Raw genomic sequence first — 26,137 nt, 5'->3', positions numbered from 1 at the left:
TATGGCAAGGATTCTAATTATCACGGCGCGTTTCTTAGAGCATGCTTCTGGGGGAGCTGAAAAATTAGCTTACGACTATGCATCGATTTTATCAGAATCCAATCATGTTACAGTCTGTACGTCTTCTGCCAAAGATTATGTAAGTTGGAAAAATGAGTTCCCAAAAGGTGATAGTGTAGAAAATCAAATTCGTATCATTAGATTTCCGGTTAAACAAACCAGGAATATGACTAAGATGAATCACATCTTAAATCGATGTTTAGAAAAGGGTGATTCTGTTTCAGACAAAGAACAATTTGATTTTTTGAAAGAACAGGGACCTTATTGTCCAGACTTGGTAGAATACGTTGCGAATGAACAAAACTCATTCGATATTGCCATCCTTATCGGATATCTTTATTATCCTGTTGTTGCAAGTATTCCTAAATTAAAAATTCCCTTTATTATCGTACCAACGTTTCATGACGAGCCCCCTTTTCGACTTCCTATGTATAGGAAGACATACTCAAACCAATATATATATAGTTTCAATGCTCCTGAAGAAATATCTGTTTATGAGACTTATACAAAACAAAAGGCCCAGTCTTATTTTCTAATTGGAACCTATATCAATGATACTTTAAAAAACCCAACGACATTGATTTCTCATTCAAATCAACTAATTACAATTGGTCGAATAGAACCAGCAAAGGGTTATCCAGAACTCTTTGATTTTTTTCAGATTTGGAAATTTTTTTCTCATAGAACCGATATTGCTGTTAAATGTTTAGGTTCTATCGCTTCTATGGAAACCCCGAAGGATCCTTTCATTACATTTACAGGTTTTGTCAGTGAAGAAGAAAAAATTTCTGAAATCCAAAAGTCATTCCTTTTACTCAATCCATCAGCATTTGAGAGTTTTTCCATCTCAATAATGGAAGCCTGGATTCAAGAAAAAGCCGTACTCGTAAATGCAAAATCATCTGTGATGCGAGGGCATTGTTTACGAAGTCAAGGTGGGTTATATTATTCAGATTCTCTTTCTTTCCAAAGAACTTTGGATTTTTTATTGGAAAATCGGAAGATTGCCACTCGGTTGGGTCAGAATGGCAGAGAATATGTATTGGCGAACTTTAGTAAAGAGGTAATCCGAAAAAAACTAAACCAGATGGTTAGTATGCTACTCGATTGATTTGTCCTTCAAACTCAGCTAACAAATATTCATGTACAAGGCCATTCGTTGCTAGTAAACTCGGAATCAAAATAGAAAAATCGTTACCATCCATAGAAGTAATTTTACCTTTAGCTTCTAAAACGATGAGACCAGCGGCGGCCATATCCCAAGGTTTTAATCCCAGTTCATAATATCCTTCAAACTTTCCTTCAGCTAACCAACATAAATCGAGAGTTGCAGCTCCAGTCCTACGAATGCCACGAGATTTTTGTAAAATGGATTTATAATACTGCATGAGTGTATCTAAAGATAGATTCCGATCATAAGGAAATCCTGTGACAAAAAGAGAATCCTTAAGAGAATTTGTTTTGGAAACTTCGATGGGGGTTTTTTCTCGAAAGGCACCTTGGCCTTTGATCGCATGATAATAGGTATTTAGCTCTGGAAAAAAAACCATTCCAATGAGGGGTGTCATAGTTTCCGTTTCTACAACACCAACAGAAATTCCGTATAATGGGAGTCCATGCGTGTAATTGGTAGTACCGTCCAAAGGATCCACCACCCAAGTGTAACCAGACTTACCTTCTAACTTTCCTCGTTCTTCAGAAAGAATCCCATCAGTAGGATAGTTTTTTTGGATCTCATCCAAAATCATGGACTCCGCTTTTAAATCAGCTTCCGTCACAAGATTGTATAGACCTTTTTCATCTACCTTCAGTCCCGATTCTTTATGTTTTTGCACTAAAAAGTCGGAAACAGTTGGGAGGAAATTTAGAAAATGATAAGATCTATCCAGTAACTCTGATTGCATTAATACCCACCAAATTCGATGTTTTTCTTCATCGCAGTGATCTCAACATCTAAATTTAGGGTTTCATCTGCTTTCAGTTTATTTCTGACTTGTTCTGTTGTTTTGATCACTTCACTCAGTAAAGAGTTAAGTTCCGTTTTTCTTTTTTCCGTTTCTGCAGAACCCGCATCGGCACTCACTTTATTGTACTGACTCAAAATCTTAGATACAGTTTCAGGAAAATAATTCAGAAATTGTTTTGCCTTTCGATAAGACAATGGGTCTTCCGCAAGTCTGACACGTAAATCAGATAAGGAATGTAAGTATTCAGTACTTAATCCTTGGAGTGTTGGATCAGTTAATGATTTGGATTCTTTTTCTGTTAAAACTCGAAAACCATCCAATCGTTCCATTTGCGATTTGTATTCGGTAAACTCGACTTTATCTTCAAATTTTTTCTTTAATTCGTTCCAGTTCTCTTTGGTCTGATTGGATGAAAAAAGAAGAGGGAAAAAACTAAATGGATAGTGGTGGGCTTTTCCAATGGTGGTTCTGTATATTGCAATTCCCAAAAAGATAACATGAAGGAATGCCATAAGCACGTAAGAGAACACAAGTAAAACCCTATCATCACCAAATTTAGTTCCAAACCCAAAAAACCCGAGTGACAACAAAGCCTGCAAATACATTGCCTCTAGCGATTGTTTGGCGGAATAGGAAGATTTATTTCTCGAAAGCCACATAACAAACGGGTAAACCATTGCACCAAGCGAAGAGATAAAAAAAGGAAAAGGCAATAAAGCCATTGGATAGGTTAGGATTGTAGAGAGATGGGCACGCCTCGCCCATTTCTTTTCTTCTTGATTTTGTTCCAATTGCACTTCAGTCATTCTATTTTGATTCCAATAGTTTTTGTTTGATTTCTGATTCGATTTTGATCATTTCTTGTTCCGCAGACTTTCGTTTTTGGCGACCGTCTTCTTGAATTTTTAAAGTTTCCGTAATGGTTTCGATCAACTGCTGGTTTACATTTTTTAATGTTTCGATTTCAATGATTCCTTTTTCGGATTCTCTTGCGATCTCAACAGTTCCTGTTTTTAACATTTCCGCATTTTTTTGGATTAGGTCATTAGTGGTTTTGGAAACTTGTTTTTGTGCTTCCAAAGCCTTTCTTTGACGTAACAAACCCAATGCGATCACGATTTGATTTTTCCAAAGAGGAATTGTATTTAGTATGGAACTTTGAATTTTTTCTACAAGAACTTGGTTTCCATTTTGGATGAGTCGGATCTGCGGTCCTGTCTGTAAAGAGAGGATGCGAGTGAGTTTCAGATCGTGGATTTTTTTCTCAAATCGATCCACCATTTGTATCATATCTTGGTATTGTTGAGAGGCCAACGTGTCACCTTGAGCTTTTGCTTTTGCCAACATCTCGGGTAAGATTTTGTCTCTTAACTCCTTAACTTTTTGATCCCCCGCAGCTATGTACACTTGAATTTCTTTAAAGTATTCTAAGTTTTTCTCATATAACGCCTGTAATAATGTTATGTCTTTTGTGAGATTGGTCCGCGCTGTATGTAGTTCTTCCACAATCTTTTCGATTTGGGATTGAAGGTCTTCAAATTTGGCCAGGAATTTCCTTGAGGCGTCAAAAAGGCCTCCAATCAGCGGAATTTTGGACAGAGTGTTCCCTTCGCCCGCAAAACTATCCAAATTCAAATCCTTGATTTTGAACAATAGGTTATTTAAGAGTTCACCAGCATATCCCGAATCCTTAGTTTTGATTTCAGAAAGAACTTTGTCAGCAAATTCGGAAACCTTGGCTTGCGCAGAGGCTCCGTAAGAGACAACATCGTTCGGATTATTTAGTTTTATTTGTCCAGTGAGTTCTTCAACTTTTTGTAAATCTTCCTTTGTGAGTTGCAGTTCCGGGTCATTCGTTTTCAGTTCCAAAGAGTCCATTCGTTTCTGTCCTTTATCGTTTCTCCCAAAGATAGGATCGTTTTTAGAATATGAATCAAGCAGAAAATGGGAAGCTGCAAAAACATGAACAAGTAAATTTATTTCTTCAGAATTTTTGATCCAAAACTGCGGTTTGGTGACAAATTGATTGCATAGATTGTTATAACTGTTACATTCCTGCGAGAAAAATATATGCTAAATAATAATTTGAAATTACCAGCCCTCCTCCCACAAGTTCTGACTGTTGATGTCATGACACTTGATAACAGTTTGATTGACCAATCCGAAGTACGAACTCTTTTGTTCAAACTCCGTGATCGTAACTACCTCCATTACTTAATCATCAAGTTTTTGGTATGTACTGGTCTATCACTCCCAGAAATTATCCATCTCAAAATATCGGACTTCAATCCTGAACGTAGTCTTTTCAAATTAAAGAACGGTGGTCGTTTGCGTAGACGAAAAATCTTTATTGAACCTAACTTAGCATTGGAACTCTATCGTTACTCATCCGAGTTCTTACCCACCGACTATCTATTTCCCGGTCGTTATGGAAAATTACGGACGAGGACCATTCAAAAAATTCTAAAGAATGCAAGTAACCTTATCTCAAGAGAAATTCATATCCCTTTCCTTCGTGATGTGATCGCATTAGATCTTTTCAAAAAAGGTTTTCCGGTTTGGGAAATCCAAGAGTTTTTGGGACATAGATCTACTCGTTCTACCAAACAAAGAATATTATTACACATTCCGGTCGAAGAACGAACAGATCCGCGACTTTTTAATCGAAACAAAAACCAAGCAGCTTAAAAATTTCTTGAACCTTTGGTGTTTTCGGAGATTCTAGTCACCAAGTAGGCTCGCTTTGGAAATTAAGACCAAAAAAATAGGAAAGCACACACTCGTTCACCTTAACGGTCGTTTGGACATTACCCATTCGGATGAAGTGGAGGCCAAATTGGCCGACGACGTGCAAAACGGCGAGGGCGATATCATCATCAACCTGGAGCTTATTTCATACATCTCCTCCTCTGGAATTCGCATCTTTGTTGGGATGGTTCGAGAGTTGGACAAACAAGGTAGAAAACTAAAACTTTGCTGTATCACACCTCCTGTCAAAAAGGTGTTCGATGTGGTGGAACTTTTGGACTTGTTTGAAGTCTTTGAGACGGAACAAGAAGCCATTAATTCCCTCTCCAAATAATAAGCACGTGGCTTACGCCTCGTTTCTCATTATCTCCGCACTCTTTTTCTTCCAGGTCTGGATCAACCTGGACATCTTCCCTGTTGTTTGGCCTGACGAGGTTTTGTTTTTCTCGCCAGCATTGTCTTTTGCCACCGGAGGCCATTTACAAACCGATGTTTTGAATGGCCTCATTCCCGGAATGGAATCCAAAACTCTCTGGATGCCACCACTGTATTTACTTTTCTCCGGCCTTTCTTTGTCTATTTTTCCCGACACACTAACAACAGTTCGCATTGCCAATGTTGCCATCGTTTATGCCACTGCTATAAGTTTTTATTGGTTACTGAGAAGAGAATCCCTATCTAAATTTGCCAGCCAAGTTGCATTTGCTAGTATTTTGTGGGAACCACTTCTTTTTCGTTTTGGAACCGCTGCCAGGATGGAAGGGCTCACTGCTTTTTTCTTTGTCGTAAGTCTTCTTTTCGCAACTAACAAAGATAAATCGAGAACATGGTATGTTTTCTTAGTGGGCTTTACACTCTCCCTTTCTTTTTTATCTCATCCCATTGGTGCTTCCTTTGGGCTCGTAACACTTTTTTTGGTCTGGAGAAACTTTGGTTTGAAGTCCCTTCCTTGGTTTCTGTTCGGTGGAATTCTCCCGATTTTGTGTTGGATATATTACATCCATCCGAATTGGGATTGGTTTGAAATTCAATTCGGAGCACAACTTACGCGCAAACGAAACCTACTGGAGACTTTCACTCTAATAGACAAAGTAAAAGTTTTTTCTTTCGGTTTCGGGTTTCCAAAATTACGATTGGTCGTCATCATAATAGAACTCATTGCCCTAGCGCATATTTCGTATCAATCCATCAAATCATTTAGGAAACTAGATCAAAAATGGATTTTGTTTTGGATTTGGATTCTATCAATCCTAATTGCATTATATACTTCTTCTGAAGGATGGTATGTTTTCCATATCCTTTTTCCACTAGCCTTCGGAATGGCTTTGTTATGCGATTCGAAAATATTAAGTTTCAGATTACCATTTGTAGGTATTTTATTATCTCTCTTTGCTTTACTCTATACAAATCACATCCACTGGTATAAAACAGATTCAAAACAAATTTTAGAATCACATTTTCAACATTTAGAAATGATTTTAGCAGATTCAAAATTTGTCTATTTACAAGCTCTTCCCGATCCTTACTTCGACTTACGAAAAAATCGACCCGATTTGAATGTTTTAGAATTTATCCCAGGCGAGTTGGATATTCCTTCCGAAGCATACATCCAGACCATTAAGTCACGAGACAGTTTTGTGTTTTACGATGACCAACTAATCAATCATGTCATAAAAGATTATTTAAAAAAATCATCTTGGAAAAGGGAGGAATGGGAAATTCCTGTTCCCGGCAACCATTGGTTACACTATAAAACCATTGTTTATACAAAAAAATGAAAGTAAAGGTTCCCAATAAAACCTTCTTCATTTCAATGCTCTCCATCTTTTTGTTGATTGGTTGTTACCACTCTGATAAACCAACAAACCAATATCTATCTCTTCTAGCAGGAGTATCAATGGATCGTCGTATCACAATTGTAGGAGATTCTTTAGGGCAATGGTCCGATGGATTCGGACTAAAAACAAAACTCACCCCTGGATTTAAAGTAACTGATATTTCGATTGCTGGTTATTCGACGCAAGATTGGTTACAAAATAAAAATCGCCTAAATGAGATTCCTACCGATCTTTGGTTACTGGAACTAGGGACCAATGATGCAATGGTTTATGGAACGAGTGGATTTGAACCTAGAACCATAGAACTGATTACTTTTTTGGAATCTTCACAAACCTCAAAAGTAATGGTTACTACAATTCCTTTAACCAATATGGCTTCGATTCGGGAAACCATACGCACTAACAACCAAACCATACGCCGACTCAAAGAAAATAGATCCAATTTGGATTATGTTGAAATTGAATCTATATTTGAATCCTATACTGGCGAAGTTCCTTTATATCCCGTTTCTGACCCCATTCATCCTAACCAAATTGGGTATGAAATTATGGGTGAGGCCTATCGTAAAAAAATATTAGGAATTTAAGTCTGCTAAAATTTTCAAACCTTTCAAAGTCATCATAGGATCAATTTCATCAAATACTTGGTTATGCGAAGCATGAATGGTGGTGACGAGTCCGCCCGTTCCGACTACTACATAATCTCCTGGATGTTCCTCTTTGATAGCTCTTACAATTTCTCTTAACAAACCAATCCAACCAAAGAAAAACCCAGCCTGAATTGACTCCACAGTAGATTCGCCTAACACCCGCTTAGGAGATCCAAAAACGATCGGAGGAAGCTGAGCAGTATTACGTGTTAAAGCGTCCATGGAAATTTTTAAACCAGGTGCAATCACCCCACCGACATATTCAGGTTTTTCACTGATTACACAAAAGGTAGTTGCAGTTCCTAAGTCCACAAGGATGGCCTTTTTTCCTGGGTAGGTTTTGGCACAATAGGCTGCATTGACCAATCGGTCTGCGCCAATTTCGAACGGACGAGGATAACTAATTCCAAAATTGAGTTTCATTTGGTAATGAACACGTAGTGGATTTACATTAAACCAATCTTCCAACATACGTTCTACAATTGGATTCAATGACGGCACTACACTGGAGTAAATGGCTGTTTTTACTCGATCTGCCTTAACATTTTCCTGAGTTAAAAATCCTTTTAAAAAAAGGCCCAGTTCATCGGAGGTCCTATCTCTCCTTGTCACAGTTCTTTTGTGAAAGTCAGGTGTGTCCTCCCCTTCACGAAACACACCAAATACGGTGTTTGTATTTCCCACATCGATAACTAGTAGTAATGGTGATTCTGACATTTATATAATCCGAAATTTTGGTGAGGTGTCCATAAGTTCAATCTTTTCGCCGGTTTCGGTCATAATGAGAAGGAATCCTAATTCATCAATTCCCAAAACACGTCCACGAACCATTCTGGATTGCCACTCTGTTTCAATCACTTTGTGTTTTAATAAGGAATGGTCCTCAATCCAAACTAAATCTTTAAGGACTTGCCCTTGGTCTAATAACGAAATCACAGCCTGGTTTAAATCAACAACCAGTTGATTAACAAATCGTTCCAGTACTCCTTCCTCTAATGCGGAATCGCACAAAAAAGTTGCCTTGTCTTTCAAGGCATCGGGGATTGTATTTCCGAAAAAATTAAGTCCAATCCCGATCACCACATCAAAAATTCCGTTCGCAAATTCGGATTGAACTAAAATTCCTCCGACTTTCTTATCTCCGCGATAGATATCGTTCGGCCACTTGACCGTTGTGTCCTCTTCCCGTTCTGGGAAAAAATGAAAAATCGTTTTTAACACTGCGGAAGAAACAAAAATCGATAACAAGGGAAGAGAAATTTCGGCAGCCGACAATCTGATTTTTCCAGAAAAAATCAGAGGATCTTCGCCTAACGATTGCCATACATTTTGTCCGCGACCCTTTCCAGCTGTTTGCTCATCCGCAATCACCCACGATCCAAACGGAATGGAAACATCTCGAATCCACTCATTTGTAGATGTGACAGTAGGAAGCCTGTGACCTAATTCCGATTTTAACAATCTATATTCCATGCGTCTATTTCTCTCTCGATTCGGATTGACGAAAGTAAAAAAAGCGCTAGATTTAGGATATGAAACTGTCAGGAAATACAATACTTATCACTGGATGTGGAATGGGAATCGGTGCTTTAACAGCAGAACGATTGGCAAAAGAAGGAAATGATATCATCGGCGTTGATATTAAGTTACCATTATTAAAAGAAATTCAAACCAAAGTGGAATCATTAGGTAGAAAATTCTACGGATTTGCTTGTGACCTTTCTAAAGAATCAGACATTGAATCTCTTATCAAACAAATCCAAAAGAAAAAACTCACCTTCCAAGTTCTAATAAACAATGCAGGAATTGCACCTAGTGGGTATTATGAAGGAAAAGATTTTTCTGTTTGGAACAAAGCCATCCAAATCAATGTCGCCGGCCCTATGAAATTGGTATATCTCTCCCTCCCTATCTTAAAAGAACAAAAAGAAGCGGCCATCATCAATTTAGCAAGCATTGCTGGGAAATTCGGAACCGAAGGTACTGTGACCTATTCTGCAACAAAACATGCTATGGTTGGTTTTTCACAAGCCCTAAAAATGGAACTTTACGAAACACAAATCGGTGTTAGTTGGATTTGCCCCACAATGGTCAATACAAGAATGATCGAGGGAGTCAAACCTTCCCTATTTACCCCGATCATCGAGCCCTCACAGGTAGCCGATGCAATTATTTATGCTATCAAAAAAAATCCTGGTGAAGTTTTGGTTCCATCTTATTTGCGAGCATCCATTGTCATCCTCCCTGCTTTGTTTCCTAAATTTGCGCTCTGGTTGGCAGTGAAAACAAAAGCATCAAAAGGTTGGCTCTTGGCTAACAAGGGGCTTGAGAAAAATATTCCTGTTTAGAGGATAGGTTTTATGCACATTTCTCAGGTTCTCGGTAAAAAACAAACAACCATCAGCTTCGAATTTTTCCCTCCAAAAAATGAGGAAGCATCAGAGGATTTGTTCCGAAACATCCAAGAATTGTCTCAAATGAACCCAGCCTATGTAAGTGTTACTTATGGGGCTGGAGGGTCGACGAGAGACCTCACACATGATTTGGTTGTGAAACTCCAGGAACAAACAGGCTTAACAATCGTTAGTCACCTTACTTGTGTAGGCTCTACCAAAGAGGAAATCCGAGGTATTCTCAAACGCTACGAAAAAAGTGGAATTCACAATATCATGGCTTTGCGAGGGGATCCCCCTAAAGGACAAAGCGAATTTCAAAAAACGGAAAATGGGTTTGCCTTTGCTGGTGAATTAGTTGCGTTCATAAAAAAAGAATTTCCGCAAATGGGGATTGGTGTTGCTGGCTTTCCCGAAGGACATCCTTCTACTCCCAACCGCTTAAAAGAAATTGAATTTTTAAAATGGAAAGTTGACCAGGGAGCTGATTACATTTGCACCCAGATGTTTTTTAACAATAACTACTTTTATGATTTTGTAGAACGCTGTGAAATTGCAGGAATCAAAGTTCCTATCATCGCCGGCATTATGCCTATCTCTTCCAGAAAGGGGATGGCAAGAATGGCAGAACTATCCTTAGGAACAAATTTCCCGGCAAAATTATTAAAATCTCTTTCTCGTGCAGAAGATGATGTTTACGCAGAAAATGTTGGTATCCATTGGGCTACAGAACAAGTAAGAGATTTATTGGATCACAAAATCGCCGGGATCCATATGTACACGCTTAACAAATCGAAGGCGACTCGGAAAATTTATGAGTCACTAGGGATTCGGAATTTCGACAGTATTGGTTGATGAGGATGTCGGTGCGATCCCTATCCACCGGCTATCTTTCCAAGTTCCTTCCAACACCAAACTCCCTTTTGCATTTACTATTTTTGCATTACCTTGCAAGTGATTATTTTCCCAATAACCATCTAAAATCAATCCATCAAAATAAATATACTTCCCTAAGCCCTGGCGTTTTCCTTTAGAATACGAACCAATGTATTGGTCTCCATTCGCATAACGGTAGACTCCTGGACCTTCTTTATATCCAAACTGGTATTCACCTTCAAAAACATCACCATTAGAATAATGGTAAATCCCTGAACCATGTTTGATATCTTCGAAGAATTCTCCGTCAAAACGATCTCCATTTTCATAGGCCACCTGGAATTTTCCATTCCTGCAATTTTCACCCTCACAAATTTTTTGATTCGACTTACAGAGGCAGAAAAGGTATAAAAATAATAATAAAAAGTATTTAGATCGCATGTATGGCTGGGAGATGGTTTTTTTTCCGTCAATTATTAGGTGCAATCTCATATATAAACTAGTTCGGAATTAAGGCAATACATATGTCACAAAAAAAAGCGCTAATCGTAGACGATAGCACAGTTACTCGTTTAATGATCCGAAAGATTATTTTAGATAAATACCCTGACTGGGAAATTTTGGAAGCTAGTTCAGCTGACGATGCTAAATCACTTTTAACTGACCACCAAGATATCGATTTTTTCACTTTGGACCAAAATATGCCAGGTGCTCTATCAGGGTTGGATTTGGCAGAAGACCTCAAAAAGAATTACAAAAATACAAAAGTGGTTTTGATTACAGCTAACATTCAAGATGCGATCAAAAATAGGGCAAAATTGATTGGAATCGATTTTGTAGAAAAACCAGTTACGGCAGAAAAAATAATTTCTCACTTGGATTGAATATGAATTTTCTAACTGAAATAGAACGGGATTCTTTATGTGAACTATTCAACATTAGTTTGGGTGGTGCAGCAAAATTAATGAGTGAAATGATTTCTGACGAGATTTTGCTTACCGTACCTAGTCTAAAACTGATCACAACAGAAGAAGCAAAAAATATAGAATATCTTGCCGACCAAGATGTTTGTACAATCGAACAAAAGTTCATAGGTGGAATCGGTGAGGGCTCTGCGTTTCTGTTATTTCATAAAAGTGCAAGTTTGGAAATAGTAAAAATGATGATGAAAGACTATGTTGCCTTAAATGAAGTTTCACAATTTGAGAAGGATGCTTTAAGCGAAATAGGAAACATTATCTTAAATGCTATCTTATCGAATTTGGCAAAAATGTCTGATTACAAAATCGAAACCCATATTCCCGAGTTCTTTGCTGGAAAATATGAAGAACTTCTCCTCAGGCGAAGCCCCAAAAAAGACAATTCTATTCTGCTAGTTTTCATTGATTATAAACTAAGCGGAAAAGATATTAAAGGTTATATATTTTTCATTCTAAATTTCGATAGTATCAAAAATCTTTCTAGAGTACTGATTGAAAAGTTGAAGTAGTGAATTCTCTTAGTGAAAAGCACTTACTAACGATTGTTAAGAAATCCGGAATAGGAATCCTTATTCTGGATAAAAATCTCAATATCGTTTTAGCAAATAGCTGGATTATTAAAAGCTCTGGTTTCAAAGAAAAAAGCTTAATCGGAGCTTCTTTTTTGGCCGTTTTTCCTGAACTAAAAGATACAAGAACATTCAAATCCGTTGAACTTTGTTTAGAGTATTCACAATACTCTATATTGACACATACACTTAATCCATTTCCGTTCCCTCTTTATGATAATGAAAAAAACAGAGAAATAGGAAAACGCATTTATCAATACTTACACATCATACCTATTTCGATCGAAGATGAAACTGACCAATTTTGTATGATTCAAATTTCAGATGTTTCGCAACAAGTTGTCCGTGAAAAACTTTTACGCGAAAAAATGACTTTAGCCAATCAAAGAGAAATTGAAGCACAAAAGGCATCACAAGCAAAAACAGATTTTTTAGCATCGATGAGCCATGAGATTAGAACTCCGTTGAATGCAATCCTTGGAATGACAGACACCTTAAATGAAACAGATCTAACTGAAGAACAACAAGAATACTTAACCGTTCTTCGGAATTCAGGAAAGGCTCTTTTTAATATTATTAATGACATTCTGGATTTATCTCGAATCGAATCAGGAAAACTCGAAATGGAGCATATCCATTTCTCGATTCGAGACCTAATGAGTGAAACTGTTTCCTTATTTTATATGAAAGCAAAGGCAAAAGGGATAGATGTACAATTTCAAATAGATGAAGAGATTTCCGAGAGTATTGCCGGTGACTCAACAAGATTACAGCAAGTTTTAATTAATCTGTTAAGTAATGCGATGAAATTTACAGAAAAAGGCAATATTTTCGTAAATACATTGTTATGCGAAGATAAGAAAAACCTAAGAATTTCGGTGGAGGATACGGGTATAGGCATTCCATCAGAAAAATTGAATTCTATTTTTGAAAGTTTTACGCAAGTAGATAGTTCTACTACGAGAAAGTATGGGGGAACTGGGCTTGGGTTAACCATCACAAAAAAATTAATCCAATTAATGGGTGGGGAGATTTCTGTTGTTAGTCATGTAGGAGTCGGATCTAAATTTTCTTTCGAAATCCCATACGAGGGTTTTATCAAACGAAATTCGGGGATTCACCAACACTGGCTTAATTTAGAACTTCCAAACCCAGAGAATTTTCCAAGCTGTAATATACTTTTGGCAGAAGATTCAGAAGAAAATATATTTATCATAAAAACTTTTTTTCGCAAATACCCAATCGATATTAGTATAGCCTATAACGGAAAAGAGGCTTTAGCAAAATTCAAATCCCAAAAATTTGATATCATTTTGATGGATATGCAAATGCCAGAAATGGATGGGTTAGAGGCTACAAGAGAAATAAGAAAGATTGAAGTAGCTAATCAAATTAGAGCAAGTGACTCCGTTCCGATCATTGCCATTTCCGCCAATGTACAAAAAGAAGATATTAGTAAAAGTTTTTTAGCAGGAATCACATCCTATCTTCCAAAGCCAGTAAGAAAACAAGAAATTCTAAAATTGATGTATTTTTATCTGGCATTGTAACCATCTTATTTTGGTTATGCGAATATTATTTCAGACTTTTTTCAACAGCAATATCAGGATAAGCTTCAATTACATTCGATTCTGAACGGATTGCATTCGCTTTTTCGATAGATACATATCCCGGCTCTGTTTGAAAACTGACTAAACGAGGGGAAAGCTGATTTAGAATTTGGATTCCGTATTTATTTGCAATACGATCCAGAGAAGTTGGCGACTGATCGCTAGAAAAAGTAATAATCAAAATTCCTGGCAAAACAATATTTGGTCCCATACCCACGGCTGTTGAATAAACTTCCGTTACTTTAGAAGTTGTCGCAGATTTGGAAGATTTCGGAAATAATATTTTACCCGGTGGCCGAATGTTCCATCCAGATTTGATTCCTTGTTTGCCTGGATCAATTTGTTGATTGTTTGAAATTTGTTTTAGGTCTACATATTCAGCCACAAGATTTGGATTTCGATAAAAGGTTTTTGTAACTCCACCTTCAACGAAGGAGATGGAACTGGGTGGCTCTTTTGGTTCAGCATTCAAGAAAGCAAAAAAACCTAATGCAACAAAAGTCACAATGAATAACCTGAAAAATGAATTTGATCTTGGTTGATGAGCCATAGATTTACCTTCCATAAATTCGTAATTGAACTGAGTTGATTTGTCCGGTGTCAGTTGCACTGGAATCAAAAACTTTGAGAACCCAAATTCCATTCGGATTTTCTCCTAAATGACGGGCCAAGCCAAAACGATAGGTTGAAGAACCTGTCATGGAGGCTATTGAAGTATTACCCGAAGAACACAAACTATTGTTATATGGATTTACACAGGCATGTGGTTCTGTGAGGACACTTTTTGTTCCACTGGGAGAAGTAATCTCAATACTAAGTTCAGGAAAGTAACTGTGGTTAGAAGTAAACTCTACGTCAACATATTCAATATAGTTAATAGTACTCCCAACTGTATAATTGACAGTGGCGCCAGTCACTAAATCATTATCGGGGATAGGTGTGTTTGGCGATAAAGCTGTTGCAGTATAAGTAATGAGTCCGGCTGTAATGGGTGTCCATGTGCTAGCCTTTGTCAGTAAACTGACCGCATCGACAGCACCAAATCCATACTTATGATTAATGTTTAATCCGGCGGTATTCAGAGCCCAGTCTGTATCACTCGCGTCATTTTTCCTTGCACTATAAGCAACTAACTCACGTACGTCGCGCCAAGTTAATTCTGGATATTTGCCGATCAGAAGAGCGATAACACCTGCCGCCAAAGGTGTTGCAGAAGATGTCCCGTTGAATTTTTTTGTATAGTTCCCAAGTGAATAATCTCCCGAACTGCCACCCACATTCAAACCATTAGATCCAGTAGCATCAGTCGTTGAGATAGCGGTCGTATAGGCAGTTGCACTATTGCCTTGTGTATGTGCAACGACCCACAAATTAGCACCTGATTCCGAATAAGCTGCCTTCTTTCCATTTTGGCCGATCCCACCAATAGCCATTACACCATAAAAATTGGCCTGCCCATCATAATTGGCATTGTCGACAAGTATGGGAGCTACAATCGTCCCACCGTTGGCTCCATTACCGGCTGCCCAAACATAGACCGTTCCTTTTCCTGATTTTCCTTGGCGAATGCCTTCATTGATACCCTGCTGCCAAAGGGAACTAGAAGGCCAAAGCCATCCATAGCCATCAGGAGAACCCCAGCTATTATTGGAAATGGAAACTCGCGAAGACTCATTTACCATTGCCCTGTATTCATCAGAGGTATAGATAGTGGATTTTTCAAGAATATTGACGCCAACTAACTTTGAGCAAGGTGCAGCCCCACGCACGCCAAGATTATTCCCACCTCTAGCGGCAATCACCCCGCCCACTGCAGACCCATGAAAACTATTAGAGTAGGAATGGGTTGGATAAATGGTTCCATTTAAAAGATTCAATCCGCGTGCAGTCACTGAAATATTCTGTGATAGGTCTTCATGTCGAATATCCAAACCGTCATCAACCACACTGACAATCACTCTGTTTCCAGAAATATCTTGATTCCAAACTGGACTGACATTTGCATCTTCGCCAACAGTACCACCAAGTTGGCCAACATTACGTAGATGCCATTCGTCATTGTAAAGTGCATCACTGGAACTGGGAGAGAATGAACAGTTTTCTTCGGTTGCGTTTGCTAACGCCTGGAAAAGAAGATAGTATAGAAATAGGTCACTTATCTTTTCGTCGTCATTGATAGGTTTACAATTCCCAAGCGATAGACTCACTAAAGCAAGAAGAGAAAATATGGTTTTCAATCGATTCATCTGATAGAAATTCCTGCCCTATTCCTTATAACAGTCAGACGGTTCGAATCAACCGAATTCCTTTCAAATTTAGAATCTTTTTTATGCTTTTGCTTCCGCCAATCTTTTGGATCTATCCTCTTGAACCAATGCATCGATCAATTCGTCCAAATCTCCTTCCATGATAGCCGGTAAATTATGGCTCGTAAAACCGATACGGTGGTCAGTACAACGTCCTTGAGGAAAGTTATAAGTTCGAATTCGTTCAGACCGGTCGCCAGATCCAACTTGTGCTTTTTTTAAAGCATCTGCACTTTGTTTTGCTGCGTCAGCCATTTGATCAACGATCCTTGCACGTAATACTCGCATCGCCTTATCACGGTTTTTAATTTGAGAACGTTCTTCCTGAGATGCGACAACAATGCCGGTAGGAATATGTGTAATCCGAACCGCGGAGTCAGTTGTGTTTACGTGCTGTCCACCAGCACCTGACGAGCGATATACGTCTATACGTAGATCACTTTCCCTGATTTCTACTTCTTTTTCTTCCGCTTCCGGAAGTATAGCAACTGTTACTGCCGAAGTGTGGATCCTTCCCCCAGATTCTGTTTCCGGAATTCTTTGTACTCGGTGCGTACCAGATTCAAATTTAAATAAATCGTAAGCCTTATCGTCATCTAGCGAAAATACAATTTCTTTGAAACCACCGATGCCTGTAGGACTTGCATCAATAATTTCTGCCCTGATACCTTGTTTATCAGCAAACTTATTATACATACGAAATAGATCTGCACAAAACAACCCTGATTCTTCCCCGCCTGTTCCAGCACGAATTTCCACAAGAATACTTTTTCCAGAATTTGGATCTGGAGGTAACAACATGATTTCGAGTTCTTTTGCCAACTCTTCTAGTTTTTTCTCACCTTCTTCTATTTCCGATTTCAACATGGCATGCATGTCTGGATCATTATCGGATTCAAGAAGTGATTTTGCGTCTTGGCAATCTTTGGTGATTCTTAAATATTCATCAGCTTTTGTATATACGGGCGTTAGGCGAGATCTTTCTTTCGATAGATTCTTCAATGTATCGGATGCGGTGGCTTTGGCGAGCTCATCCTCGATACGCAGGTATTTTTCTTGAATTTTTTTCAATCTATCTATCATGTCTATGGAAAGGATATAGAATGCCTGTTTTTGATAAACCAAAATCTAACGAGGATTTAAGAAACCCGTGAGCGAAACACCATCTCAGGCTAAATCCGAAGGTTTTTTAGAAGGCCTAGTCGAATTATTTGCCGGCTTAGAGGACTACAGAAGTCCCTATGCGCCCACAATCCAACCCCCAGACCATCTCATCCAAGAACTGGTCCAAAATGCTTCCTTTAAATCGGGGCTCGTCAGTGCCACCTGCTCGCTTCCCCCTGGCCCCCTGGGGATTCTCAGTATCCTGCCTGAATTACTTTTTATGTACCGAATCCAAGGGCATTTGATTTTGGATATAGCTGCCCTCTACGGAAAAGAAGTACAAGTAACAAAAGAATTGTTACTTTATTGCCTATTCAAACATGGCGGAGCACATGTATTTCGAAAAATTATCGAAGAATCATCTCTGAAAATTTTAATTCGCCCAACTACCGTTAAAGTATTTCAAACTATGTTAGAAAAACTGGGATTACTAATTTCTAAATCAATTATCCGTAAACAGTTTGCACGTTGGATTCCGATTGGAGGGGCCATAGTGACTGGAACCTTTGCCTATTATGATACAAAACGTGTTGGCAAGACAGCAATGGATCTTTTTTCTAAAGAAATCCATGCCGAAGAAATCCGAGAATTATTGGAGTCTCAGTGAAATTATTTTCTTTTATATTCCCAATTGTTACTTTATTTTTTATAACTTGCCAATCAAAACATGAATCTTTAGTTTCTGAAATTGAAGATTTAATTTCAAAAGAAAAGTATGAAAAGGCTTTAGTTCTATTACAAGATAGACTTTCTGCAAATCGTTCAACATCAGAGATTCTGTCTAAAAATAAACCGAACCAACCGCGTTTGTTTGTACTTTCTGAAGACCGAACAAAGATCGTTTGGACAGAAAACAAAACTCTATATTTTAAAGATTTAGTCAATGACAACCGAAATTCTATTGAATTAAAACTACGTCCTGACTCGATACAAATTTCAGCAAACGGAAATTATGTGGCTGTTCAATACCCATTAAAACAATATGGGGGTTGTGCTTTATTTGGTTATTCGACTTCCGACTCCTCATTGGAACATGAATCCATTGTTCACATTCCTTGCAAAACGGGAATGGCAATCACCAATTCAGGAGATCTGTTATTATATTTTTTTGAAAACCAACTCTTTGTTGAAAAAACAGGTGAAAACTCAAAACCTGAAAAATACATTTCTGGAGATCTTTTCCCTACTCCTTTTCCAAAATTAAAAACGCACAACCACATAACATCAATCGGGAACGAGTTTTTAGTTTGGTCCGGAATCGGAGGCTCTTACAATTTATTCTTTTTGAATTTGGAATCAAAACGTGTTACACTCCTTTCTAAAGATATAGTCTTACCAAGATTTTATTATAACAATGGCCTTTCGGGATATATCGTGGGCGGAAAGATTGGTGACCTCTATTTGAAAGAAGTTGTCTACCACCAAGGCAAAACTCCTTCCATCAACCGAGGAATCCCCATTGTAACTCGCGAAGCATTCTCGTGGAGAATGACTGGCAAAGACGAATTCATTGCTACCAACCAAAACGAGCCCAACCAACCCATGAAATGGAAGGTATCTGGCAAAAAGGAACACTTCCCCTTCTTTATTGAAAGATTGTGGGGAGTCGCAGGAGACCGAATTGTTTACGAAAGCAAAAGGGGTGAACTGGTGTTAGATGATCTGAATTTTTCAGCAGAAGACTGGATGATTTATGAATATTTTAAAAAAGTTAGGAAGTTGAGTGACGGTTAAGCAGCTTGTTCTTTTTCTTTTTTAGCAGAGAAGATATCACAAGCTTTATAAGTGTCAGTAATGCAATGAGAAGTGAGTCTGTCGATATCCTCTGCTTGTAAACGATCTTTGGAACTAGGACAAACAGATAGTCCTTTAGAATACAAAGGGCATTTTACATAAAACTCATTTTTAGGAAGGGACTTCTGTGCCATGACTCTGAAAATTTTTTGTGGAAAGGTATGCGCTGTCAAATCGATTTTATACCCGATCTCAAAATTAACGATTTAAAAAACTGCATTATCCCCAGAAAATTAAAAGTACAAGTTTAAGATCGTAGGACTTTCTACCGACCCAACCTGATCCTCGTTGGCAAAGTCGCGAAGATTAAAAGTTTTTCCGTTCCAGTTTTTTCCATATAAATGCCCGGCTAAGAACACTTGCACAAGGTCTTGTGCTTTCGTTGATTTAATATACTTTGCCATCCCCTCTTGTTTCCAAACATTAGGATCTTCTAAATCTAACGATTGCCATTTCATATTTGGATATGTTGCTGATGGAGAAATTAAACCATCGATTGGTTTTCCGACGAGACGGTTATATATATTAATATCAAAGACTTCTTGACCAATGAGGATGGCGACCTTCCATCCCGGCACAACCCAAACACGGTCCTGAGCGATTTCTCCTGCAGAAAGAAATTTTAATTCTTCTTCTGTTAATAGTGATTTTTTAACAAGCGGATCCATCAACTTTCCATCAGCAGAAAATGGTACCGCAACGTTGTACAATGGGCCTTTGGGGTCGAGGACAAGACTTCCTTTTACAATCTTTGGATTTGGTAAAATGATAGTTCCTGCTAAAACGGGAACATTATATTCCTTTGCTAATTCAGAAAATGTTCGAACATATACTTCCGCCATTTTTTCTGCTTTTAAATAAAACAAATCAGAAACGGTAAAGGTTTCCCCTTTGGATTTTAAAGCTAATTCCAACGAATCTGCATTTAAAAATTTGGATTTTTCATCTAGGAACAATAATCCTGTTCCCGTATGTTCAGGTAGGATAACTATTGTTTTGCGATCAAAAATTCCAGCGACTTTTCCTTTTTTAAAAGTTTCTTCGATTCTTTCTCGCCACCACTCTTCTTTAACAAAGTCTTCCGGTTGTAAAACCAACTGAATTCCGACTAGATTTCCATACTTTCGGTCTGTTCCATTGGTTTGAATTGCTACATCATTCCATGACTTTGTAGGTTTCGAAATATCTTCATCCACTTCAGGTTTGCTAAAATTAAAATCAAATTTGAAATCAAAACTAATATCTGGTTTTGGAATATCAAATTTTGGTAATGTAGTTTGATCATCTTTTAGAAATGAGGCAGAAAAAAAACCGAAACCAAACAAAATGATAAAGAGAAGAATTTTATAAGGCGGAACATATAAATTATGCATATTTTTTTAAATAAAGTTGGACTGCATCCAACATATACTCCGAAAAAAGATTGGATGGATCAAAAGTTGTTACATCAACCCAATCCATAAAGTCGTGTTCATCAGATAACTGAATGATTCCACCCACAAGTTTGGCGGAATAAGCAATGATGACACAAGGGAAATTTCCATCATTCACCCTATGTTTATGAATAAAAATTGGTTCAGGATTTACATCAATTTTAATTTGGTCTCCTAATTCTTCGGAAACTTCCCGAAAAATACTCTCGGACCAGTCAGAAAAAAATTCATCTTCGTTCATCCGGCCACCAGGAAGATCACCGTGACCGGACTTTCTATCTCGTAAAACCAACAATTGATTCCCATTGCGAAGAAACAACTTTTGTGTAATTTGAAAAAAACCATGTTTACTCACAGAAATTTTCCCCAAACATCGATTTGGTGATCTACTGCATACAACTCCGGTTTCGGAAGTTTTTGCGATTTATAATATTGAACCATACCTAAGGATACACTAGCAAGTTGCGAAATGATTGGATCCATCGATTCTGTCGGAACTCCAAAAAACAAGAAGTTCACCGGACTTCCATCACTAATAAGAAACACTTCTTTTTCGATTTGTTTTTTCTCTATCCTAAAAAGAATTCTAGATCCCAAATCCATTTGCGTTTGCGGATCTAAAATCCGATGAAAGGAAATAGTCAAATCTTCACCGCTTAACTTTGGATTTTCGGATAGATTTAATTCATTAATCCATTTGATAAAATCAGCAAATTCTACTGTTTTTGTAGAACCGGAGGCAATAAACAATTGTTTATGTTTACTATTCAGTATCCACGATTCCCAAGTTTTGGGCGAAATAATGGATTCACCAGTAACACCAATAAGAAGATCAATTTCTGCAAATTCAGAATCTGATACATGAGAGAAATCTGATTTTATGTATCTCGACTCTGATTTTAATTTTCTATCCACTTCTAAGATATCTAGATTATTTTCATGAAGGAAGCCGCCAATTAGGTATTGTTTTAAAAAACCACCAATGTTTCCTTTTGACCCGAGCAGTAGAACTTTTCTTTTTGATAAAACCTTTCCGATTCCGTGCAAAGTGTTGTCCAAGGCATTCAAAATGGAACGAGCAACTTCCTTAGATTCTTCTTGTGTTTTTTCTTTAGAGATGGCAATGGAAAAGGCAGGTAAAAATAAAGACTTCTTCTCTTCTTTCACTTTCACCAAACGATCATAACCGTTTCGAGTGTGCTCAACCGTACCAATGACATAGGTTTTTAGAATTTCGCTGAATGGCTTGTCTTTAAGGGAACGATCTTTTGTTTCTACCCAAAACTCATCTAAAACTGCCCCAAAGGAAACTCCATCTAATGCACGTTCATTTAGAATCGGAGCAACGTAACCACCGTCTTCAATCAAAATTAATTTTTCATTTTTAGGAATAATTGACAGCAACTTATTTAAGAACAAAAACACTGCCAATCTCCTCATTGCATCGAAAAAACCTAATCTAGCATCTTCCAGTTTATGGCGGAACGCGGAATGGATTTCAAAATCGCTATACAAAGGGGATACTCCATAATAAGGAGTGTTGTTTTTAGTAAGTTTGAATTCAAGACCCGCCATAAAAAACATTTCTGTTGGAATATCCAACAAAATATCCAAATACACAGGAGGGATGTTTCCACCATATTTAACAAAAGCAACGTCCAAAGAATTTACTTTTAATCGTCGAAAAGCTTCAATGAGTGAAATAATTTCAGAAGTAATGTGATGAATTAAAAAAACATTAATTCCTTCAAAACTAAAATTATGGCCGTTGGAATTTGCAATTTGTTCCAATAAAGGCATTCGTTTCAGATAAAATGAAGAATCGAGTAAGGTTCTCTTCTGATTGATGCTAAAGTTCAAAACACGATCCAAACGGGAAAGATCAACGTAAACTGAAACCTTACCAATAAGGGCGCGAATGGTATTCCCCTCTTTGATTTTTTTAGAAGCAGAAGAATCTTCCAATAAAAGGAAAAGTTTTTTTAGAATCGATAAAGAAACACTTGGATCCGAACTCAAAATCAAGTTTCGGTATTGTTCTTCCCAATAAAAATTGATGTTTGTGAGTTTTCCGAGGGGGGTTTTTTCGATTTGCGAGAATACCTTACTAAAATGGCTATTCTCTTCTTCATAAAAAGTTTCTCCCTTTTGGGCCGCATTGATCATACCATTGCTTAAAGATTCGCTAATTTTAGAAGCTCCCGCAATGTAAGTTCTTGTATGTGCATCACTAATGATTTCATGTTTGATATTTGCTAAATTCAAACATCCATCTTCTTGTGTATCTATTGTTATGCGAAGAAAAAAGTCACCTATGCGGTATTGGCTTGCGACCCTTTCCATCAGTATGTAATAACCTGAAGGGTGGACAAAGTCCGCCTCAAATGGAAATAACAAAGATACAGAAGAATTCCTGTTGGGATCTTCTCCGTAAAATTCTGGATGGATTTTTTTTGCTACCGATTGTTGTTGAAAAGATCCAAATACAAAACGTAAATTCTCTTCAAATTGCTCTCGAAACAAAACCCAATCTTTCAAAATTCCGGCTCTTGCAAAAACCTGGACATGTTGGATATGCATATCCACTAACTCATGGTTGATGTTCGGATTGATTTTATAAGTAAAAGATAAATCACCGGGAAGAGAATTTAATTGGTTTCCAATTTCTTCCCCAATTGTCCGAGAAAGAATCGAAAGTCCAAAAAAAATTCTTAAATGTGTGAGGTCTATCTCCCAAAGGCCATCTTCCACAGGTACAAGCACGGGTCCTAAAGAAGTATGTATCTGATTCGGTTCTGTCATAGTTTTATGTAAAATCAACCACTACCTTAACACTGGATGGATCTTTTGCTGTCGAATAAGCCAATTCCAATTGGTCCGATGAAAACCGATGAGAAATCAAATTTGTCTCGAGTGCCTTTGTGATGTCAGGATTGTCACGGAGTAGTGAGATTGCGATATGAAAATCTCCACAACGGGAACTATGAATTTCTTTTCCATTGGCAAAGAACTTAGCCACCAAACTAGAATTATCTGGCCAATTTTTGGAGTTAGTAGAGTCTACTAGGATTGCTCCTCTCGGACGAACTAAGGAATTTTCATGATTGGGATTGGGTCGGATGGCAAGACTCAACTCATCAGGATTCGATACAACAACAAGGTCAAACCGAGGAAGTTTATTGGAAAAAACATCCGAATTTAAAATAGTTTCTCCATCCGAAGAACTTCCCTCAAATACAATGAATTGTTTTTTTAGATTTTCTTTGATGGTTTCCGATACACTACTAAACACAAATACATTCTGGTTTTTGCGAGTTTCCTTTTGCCAATGAAACAATGTATTGGACTCTGAATAAGGGAGGATTGAAAGTTCATCGACTACAAGTTCTGTCAAATGGGCAATTCCTGCCATCACTTGGCCATTGGTTGTTTTGAGATGGACTTCGCGTTTGGCAATTTGTAGTGCAGATTCAAAACCGGAAGCTGTGGAAGTTGTATCATAAACTATATCAAATTTGTTTTTTAATTCGGTAAAATCAGTTTTTCGAAGATCAACAATTTCGTCGGCACCCATGGCTTTGGATAAAATTACTAAATGATCGTGGCGAGTAATTGCTGTTATGCGAAAATTTGACTGATTTGTTTTCCGATAAGAAGCAAGAGCTGCTAAAATTAAACTCCCTAGACGACGTGGTCCAAGGACTGCCACATGATCCCCCGATTTTGGAGGAGAAGCAAGGATCGCTTGTAAGGCGGCTGCAAAAGGTTCCATAAGAACCGCAGCTTTTGGAGAAACTCCTTCCAAGGAAATGGCCGCATGGATCGGTGCTAAAATATAAGGACCAAAACCTCCTGGAAGTCGATCGATCCCAAGCACTCTTCTTTCCGGGGAATGGGTCGGGATTCCTTCTTTACAAAAGGCATCCAAGTTTTTGTCTCCACGAGCCTCAAAGGTGTCGTTGATTTCGACAACAAACTGTTTGCCTTGGTTCTCACCAAGACCTTCTGCTAGGACTTCATGACCAATGATTTGCGGGAGGGGGAAAGGTAAAAAACGTCGGTCAATGTCTGTGGAGCAAACACCGCAAGAAATCGTTTTGAGAGGGATATAACCAGGTCCTAAATGGAGGTAGGGACTACCATTTCGTTTGATCTCCCAACCTTCCGTTTCATTGCCAAAATACTCGTATTCTGCTGATTCAAACGAGTCACCGGATGTGTAATCCTTCGCTCGGAATTTTAGGTTCATTACCTATTGTTGATAAAAAAAAGAAGAATGATAGTCAATGTAAAAAAGGTAAAGTTCAAAAGAAAGCCCTGTCTGATTTCTCGCCTCTCTTTATCACCGAGTAAGTAACTCGTAACAAAGACGGAGAAAAAACCGCCAAGATGAGCCCAGTGTGCCACTTGGTCGCGCGCAAACAAATTAGTAACATCAGAATAGACCATCATCCAACCAAATAGAAACACGGGAAAGGGAATGGACTTTCTTTTTGATATGGGAAAACGAAAAGGAGAAAGTAATGTTGCCGCAGATGCCAAACCAGAAATGGCCCCACTTGCTCCCACGATAGGGGTTCTATCTCCCAAAATTAGTCCCCTAACAACTCCATCACCTAACACTGATAATATTCCTGCCATAAAATAAAAAAGAAGCCACTTCCCCTTACCCACTCGATTTTCTACAACTCGACCGAGTAGCAGGAGAAAAAATAAATTAGAAAGAAGATGAGCTCCCGATCCGTGGAAGAAAGTAGATAGAATCCAATTGATTGGTTCCAATTCTCCCGGTGTTGCGATAAAATATGGCCCGATCAAATCTGGAAAAAAAATAGAAACAATCGGGTATAACAAAAAAAGAAATAAAGAAAAACCAGCAGTGAGGGGGAATTCCCAAATAAATGATCGCATAACTATTGAAATGTGGATGGAACTGCTTCTTCTGGGTTTCTTACATACGATGGATCAAAACCGGGAATTCCGGCAGCCAATTCATGTAAATCAGGTTGTTTCCAAATCAGTTCATAATAATCAAGAGTTCCATAAGAATCAAAATGGCTATCGTAGAGCAAACGTAAATACTTTTCACGGTCGATAACGATAATTCGGTTCACTTCATGTACCAGATCTGCAAAACTACGACTTTCTTTATCAAACTCGTCTATAGAATCATGTAATAGTCCGAGAAGCACAATGTACTTTTCCGCTTGTTTGAGGGACTTCAAAGAATAGGACAACTCTTGGAGTTTCATCAAATACAAATAAGGTCGAATGTTTTTTCCTACGAGTAATTTCTGTTTTGCAACAGCAATTTCACGATATCCTAAACGAAGATAAGATTTGGTTTCTGTTTTTTCTTTGCCATTGGCAAGTCTTGCCAGACGACCTAATTCAATTTCCAATTCTTCAATTTCATCTTCTAAAACATAAATGTAAAGTTGGATAAGTAAACCTTGTGTTCTTCTAAGTTCTGCATAGGAACGTCCCAAATCCATTTGTAAATGGAGAATTTCAGATTCTATATGGTGTTGTACGCAACGTTTGAAGTACTTTTTTTGATCCTCTGTCCCCCTATTGCTAATTGTAGAATTTAAAATGCGTAGAAACTCGTAGTTGTCCTTAAGTCCATAGCTAACACGGATTAACTGGGTAGCTTTGGAACTGGACTGGTCCGGTGTCATCTCTCCAATTGCAGTCAGAAAGAGTAGTATTATTACCGAAAAACGTTTCATCTATGGAAATAGTTTCG

General features: G+C 38.0%; 28 protein-coding genes. 12 read left to right on the top strand and 16 right to left on the bottom strand.

Translation table 11 applies throughout. The features are described from left to right. Position 1 precedes the first annotated feature (1 nt). On the top strand, positions 2-1,171 hold the full coding sequence (locus tag LEP1GSC195_RS15320) for a glycosyltransferase family 4 protein (RefSeq protein WP_015680907.1): 1,170 nt from the start codon (positions 2-4) through the stop codon (positions 1,169-1,171). On the opposite strand, the gene LEP1GSC195_RS15315 is transcribed toward LEP1GSC195_RS15320, so the two are convergent. The 3 genes from LEP1GSC195_RS15315 to LEP1GSC195_RS15305 are packed head-to-tail and all read right to left on the bottom strand — an operon-like array spanning position 1,152 to position 3,905. Next, positions 1,152-1,964: an inositol monophosphatase family protein gene (locus tag LEP1GSC195_RS15315; protein WP_015680865.1), complete on the bottom strand. Its 813-nt coding sequence runs from the start codon at positions 1,962-1,964 to the stop codon at positions 1,152-1,154. The genes LEP1GSC195_RS15320 and LEP1GSC195_RS15315 overlap by 20 nt on opposite strands. Further along, complete coding sequence (locus LEP1GSC195_RS15310) at positions 1,964-2,833, bottom strand: DUF4870 domain-containing protein (protein WP_015680562.1); 870 nt, start codon at positions 2,831-2,833, stop codon at positions 1,964-1,966. The genes LEP1GSC195_RS15315 and LEP1GSC195_RS15310 overlap by 1 nt, the downstream gene beginning before the upstream one ends. A gap of 1 nt (position 2,834) precedes the next feature. Next, positions 2,835-3,905, bottom strand: coding sequence for a toxic anion resistance protein (locus LEP1GSC195_RS15305; RefSeq protein WP_002976016.1), 1,071 nt, complete (start codon positions 3,903-3,905; stop codon positions 2,835-2,837). 192 nt (positions 3,906-4,097) lie between these two features. Here LEP1GSC195_RS15305 and LEP1GSC195_RS15300 point away from each other — a divergent pair, with 192 nt between their 5' ends. The 4 genes from LEP1GSC195_RS15300 to LEP1GSC195_RS15285 are packed head-to-tail and all read left to right on the top strand — an operon-like array spanning position 4,098 to position 7,200. Next, complete coding sequence (locus LEP1GSC195_RS15300; protein WP_015681879.1) at positions 4,098-4,715, top strand: site-specific integrase; 618 nt, start codon at positions 4,098-4,100, stop codon at positions 4,713-4,715. Positions 4,716-4,770: 55 nt separating this feature from the next. Further along, complete coding sequence (locus LEP1GSC195_RS15295; RefSeq protein WP_040506824.1) at positions 4,771-5,109, top strand: STAS domain-containing protein; 339 nt, start codon at positions 4,771-4,773, stop codon at positions 5,107-5,109. 7 nt (positions 5,110-5,116) lie between these two features. Beyond that, a complete protein-coding gene (locus tag LEP1GSC195_RS15290) occupies positions 5,117-6,553 on the top strand; it encodes an ArnT family glycosyltransferase (protein WP_015680734.1) in 1,437 nt (478 codons plus the stop codon). After that, positions 6,550-7,200, top strand: coding sequence for an SGNH/GDSL hydrolase family protein (locus LEP1GSC195_RS15285; protein WP_198012784.1), 651 nt, complete (start codon positions 6,550-6,552; stop codon positions 7,198-7,200). Before LEP1GSC195_RS15290 ends, LEP1GSC195_RS15285 begins: the two co-directional genes overlap by 4 nt. Here LEP1GSC195_RS15285 and LEP1GSC195_RS15280 read toward each other — a convergent pair. Together LEP1GSC195_RS15280 and LEP1GSC195_RS15275 are read right to left on the bottom strand one after the other, a co-directional pair. Beyond that, entirely contained in the window at positions 7,189-7,980 is a 792-nt protein-coding gene (locus LEP1GSC195_RS15280; RefSeq protein WP_015682199.1) for a type III pantothenate kinase, read from the bottom strand. The genes LEP1GSC195_RS15285 and LEP1GSC195_RS15280 overlap by 12 nt on opposite strands. Beyond that, on the bottom strand, positions 7,981-8,736 hold the full coding sequence (locus tag LEP1GSC195_RS15275; RefSeq protein WP_015680838.1) for a biotin--[acetyl-CoA-carboxylase] ligase: 756 nt from the start codon (positions 8,734-8,736) through the stop codon (positions 7,981-7,983). A gap of 59 nt (positions 8,737-8,795) precedes the next feature. Between LEP1GSC195_RS15275 and LEP1GSC195_RS15270 the strand changes: the two genes are divergently transcribed. Continuing rightward, entirely contained in the window at positions 8,796-9,611 is an 816-nt protein-coding gene (locus tag LEP1GSC195_RS15270; RefSeq protein ID WP_040506822.1) for an SDR family NAD(P)-dependent oxidoreductase, read from the top strand. 12 nt (positions 9,612-9,623) lie between these two features. Continuing rightward, the gene (gene metF / locus LEP1GSC195_RS15265) at positions 9,624-10,511 is read left to right on the top strand and encodes a methylenetetrahydrofolate reductase [NAD(P)H] (protein ID WP_015681415.1); all 888 of its coding nucleotides are present in this window, start codon (positions 9,624-9,626) and stop codon (positions 10,509-10,511) included. Here the strand turns inward: metF and LEP1GSC195_RS15260 are convergent. Further along, positions 10,479-10,868 carry an MORN repeat-containing protein gene (locus tag LEP1GSC195_RS15260; protein WP_015682151.1) on the bottom strand — a complete coding sequence of 130 codons (390 nt, stop codon included), beginning with the start codon at positions 10,866-10,868 and terminating at the stop codon, positions 10,479-10,481. The two genes, metF and LEP1GSC195_RS15260, sit on opposite strands and share 33 nt — an antisense overlap. Positions 10,869-11,056: 188 nt before the next feature. Here LEP1GSC195_RS15260 and LEP1GSC195_RS15255 point away from each other — a divergent pair, with 188 nt between their 5' ends. The 3 genes from LEP1GSC195_RS15255 to LEP1GSC195_RS15245 are packed head-to-tail and all read left to right on the top strand — an operon-like array spanning position 11,057 to position 13,631. Beyond that, complete coding sequence (locus LEP1GSC195_RS15255; RefSeq protein ID WP_084597419.1) at positions 11,057-11,416, top strand: response regulator; 360 nt, start codon at positions 11,057-11,059, stop codon at positions 11,414-11,416. 2 nt (positions 11,417-11,418) lie between these two features. Beyond that, positions 11,419-12,021 carry a chemotaxis protein CheX gene (locus tag LEP1GSC195_RS15250; RefSeq protein ID WP_015681255.1) on the top strand — a complete coding sequence of 201 codons (603 nt, stop codon included), beginning with the start codon at positions 11,419-11,421 and terminating at the stop codon, positions 12,019-12,021. Continuing rightward, positions 12,021-13,631 carry an ATP-binding protein gene (locus LEP1GSC195_RS15245; protein ID WP_015680995.1) on the top strand — a complete coding sequence of 537 codons (1,611 nt, stop codon included), beginning with the start codon at positions 12,021-12,023 and terminating at the stop codon, positions 13,629-13,631. Before LEP1GSC195_RS15250 ends, LEP1GSC195_RS15245 begins: the two co-directional genes overlap by 1 nt. A gap of 25 nt (positions 13,632-13,656) precedes the next feature. Here LEP1GSC195_RS15245 and LEP1GSC195_RS15240 read toward each other — a convergent pair whose 3' ends face one another. The 3 genes from LEP1GSC195_RS15240 to prfA all read right to left on the bottom strand — a co-directional run bounded on the left by LEP1GSC195_RS15240 (position 13,657) and on the right by prfA (position 17,080). After that, a complete protein-coding gene (locus LEP1GSC195_RS15240; RefSeq protein WP_040507187.1) occupies positions 13,657-14,241 on the bottom strand; it encodes a hypothetical protein in 585 nt (194 codons plus the stop codon). Positions 14,242-14,245: 4 nt separating this feature from the next. Continuing rightward, positions 14,246-15,937: a S8 family serine peptidase gene (locus LEP1GSC195_RS15235; protein WP_015681866.1), complete on the bottom strand. Its 1,692-nt coding sequence runs from the start codon at positions 15,935-15,937 to the stop codon at positions 14,246-14,248. A gap of 81 nt (positions 15,938-16,018) precedes the next feature. Next, positions 16,019-17,080: a peptide chain release factor 1 gene (gene prfA, locus LEP1GSC195_RS15230; protein WP_015681189.1), complete on the bottom strand. Its 1,062-nt coding sequence runs from the start codon at positions 17,078-17,080 to the stop codon at positions 16,019-16,021. Positions 17,081-17,147: 67 nt separating this feature from the next. Between prfA and LEP1GSC195_RS15225 the strand changes: the two genes are divergently transcribed. After that, positions 17,148-17,768 (top strand): hypothetical protein, encoded by a 621-nt coding sequence (locus LEP1GSC195_RS15225; protein ID WP_015681828.1) that lies wholly within the window; start codon positions 17,148-17,150, stop codon positions 17,766-17,768. Next, a complete protein-coding gene (locus LEP1GSC195_RS15220) occupies positions 17,765-18,895 on the top strand; it encodes a hypothetical protein (RefSeq protein WP_015680523.1) in 1,131 nt (376 codons plus the stop codon). Before LEP1GSC195_RS15225 ends, LEP1GSC195_RS15220 begins: the two co-directional genes overlap by 4 nt. Here the strand turns inward: LEP1GSC195_RS15220 and LEP1GSC195_RS15215 are convergent. The 7 genes from LEP1GSC195_RS15215 to LEP1GSC195_RS15185 form a co-directional block, all read right to left on the bottom strand. Beyond that, on the bottom strand, positions 18,892-19,089 hold the full coding sequence (locus tag LEP1GSC195_RS15215) for a hypothetical protein (RefSeq protein ID WP_002976060.1): 198 nt from the start codon (positions 19,087-19,089) through the stop codon (positions 18,892-18,894). The genes LEP1GSC195_RS15220 and LEP1GSC195_RS15215 overlap by 4 nt on opposite strands. A gap of 99 nt (positions 19,090-19,188) precedes the next feature. Then, entirely contained in the window at positions 19,189-20,328 is a 1,140-nt protein-coding gene (locus LEP1GSC195_RS15210; RefSeq protein WP_015681529.1) for a carbon-nitrogen hydrolase family protein, read from the bottom strand. Continuing rightward, positions 20,321-20,743: an NUDIX domain-containing protein gene (locus tag LEP1GSC195_RS15205; protein WP_015682048.1), complete on the bottom strand. Its 423-nt coding sequence runs from the start codon at positions 20,741-20,743 to the stop codon at positions 20,321-20,323. The genes LEP1GSC195_RS15210 and LEP1GSC195_RS15205 overlap by 8 nt, the downstream gene beginning before the upstream one ends. Further along, positions 20,740-23,190, bottom strand: a complete 2,451-nt coding sequence (locus LEP1GSC195_RS15200; protein WP_015682597.1) for a hypothetical protein — start codon at positions 23,188-23,190, stop codon at positions 20,740-20,742. The genes LEP1GSC195_RS15205 and LEP1GSC195_RS15200 overlap by 4 nt, the downstream gene beginning before the upstream one ends. A gap of 4 nt (positions 23,191-23,194) precedes the next feature. Then, complete coding sequence (locus tag LEP1GSC195_RS15195; protein WP_015682009.1) at positions 23,195-24,637, bottom strand: MDR/zinc-dependent alcohol dehydrogenase-like family protein; 1,443 nt, start codon at positions 24,635-24,637, stop codon at positions 23,195-23,197. Then, entirely contained in the window at positions 24,637-25,299 is a 663-nt protein-coding gene (locus tag LEP1GSC195_RS15190; protein ID WP_015682546.1) for a rhomboid family intramembrane serine protease, read from the bottom strand. Before LEP1GSC195_RS15190 ends, LEP1GSC195_RS15195 begins: the two co-directional genes overlap by 1 nt. A gap of 2 nt (positions 25,300-25,301) precedes the next feature. Continuing rightward, entirely contained in the window at positions 25,302-26,120 is an 819-nt protein-coding gene (locus LEP1GSC195_RS15185; RefSeq protein ID WP_040506819.1) for an adhesin OmpL37 family surface protein, read from the bottom strand. Positions 26,121-26,137: the final 17 nt, after the last annotated feature.

Origin of the sequence: Leptospira wolbachii serovar Codice str. CDC, from assembly GCF_000332515.2 — a bacterium.
In the GTDB taxonomy this organism is placed as follows: Bacteria; Spirochaetota; Leptospiria; order Leptospirales; family Leptospiraceae; genus Leptospira_A; species Leptospira_A wolbachii.
Note: the sequence above shows the minus strand (reverse complement) of the source record. Positions and strands in the feature narration are given on the sequence as shown.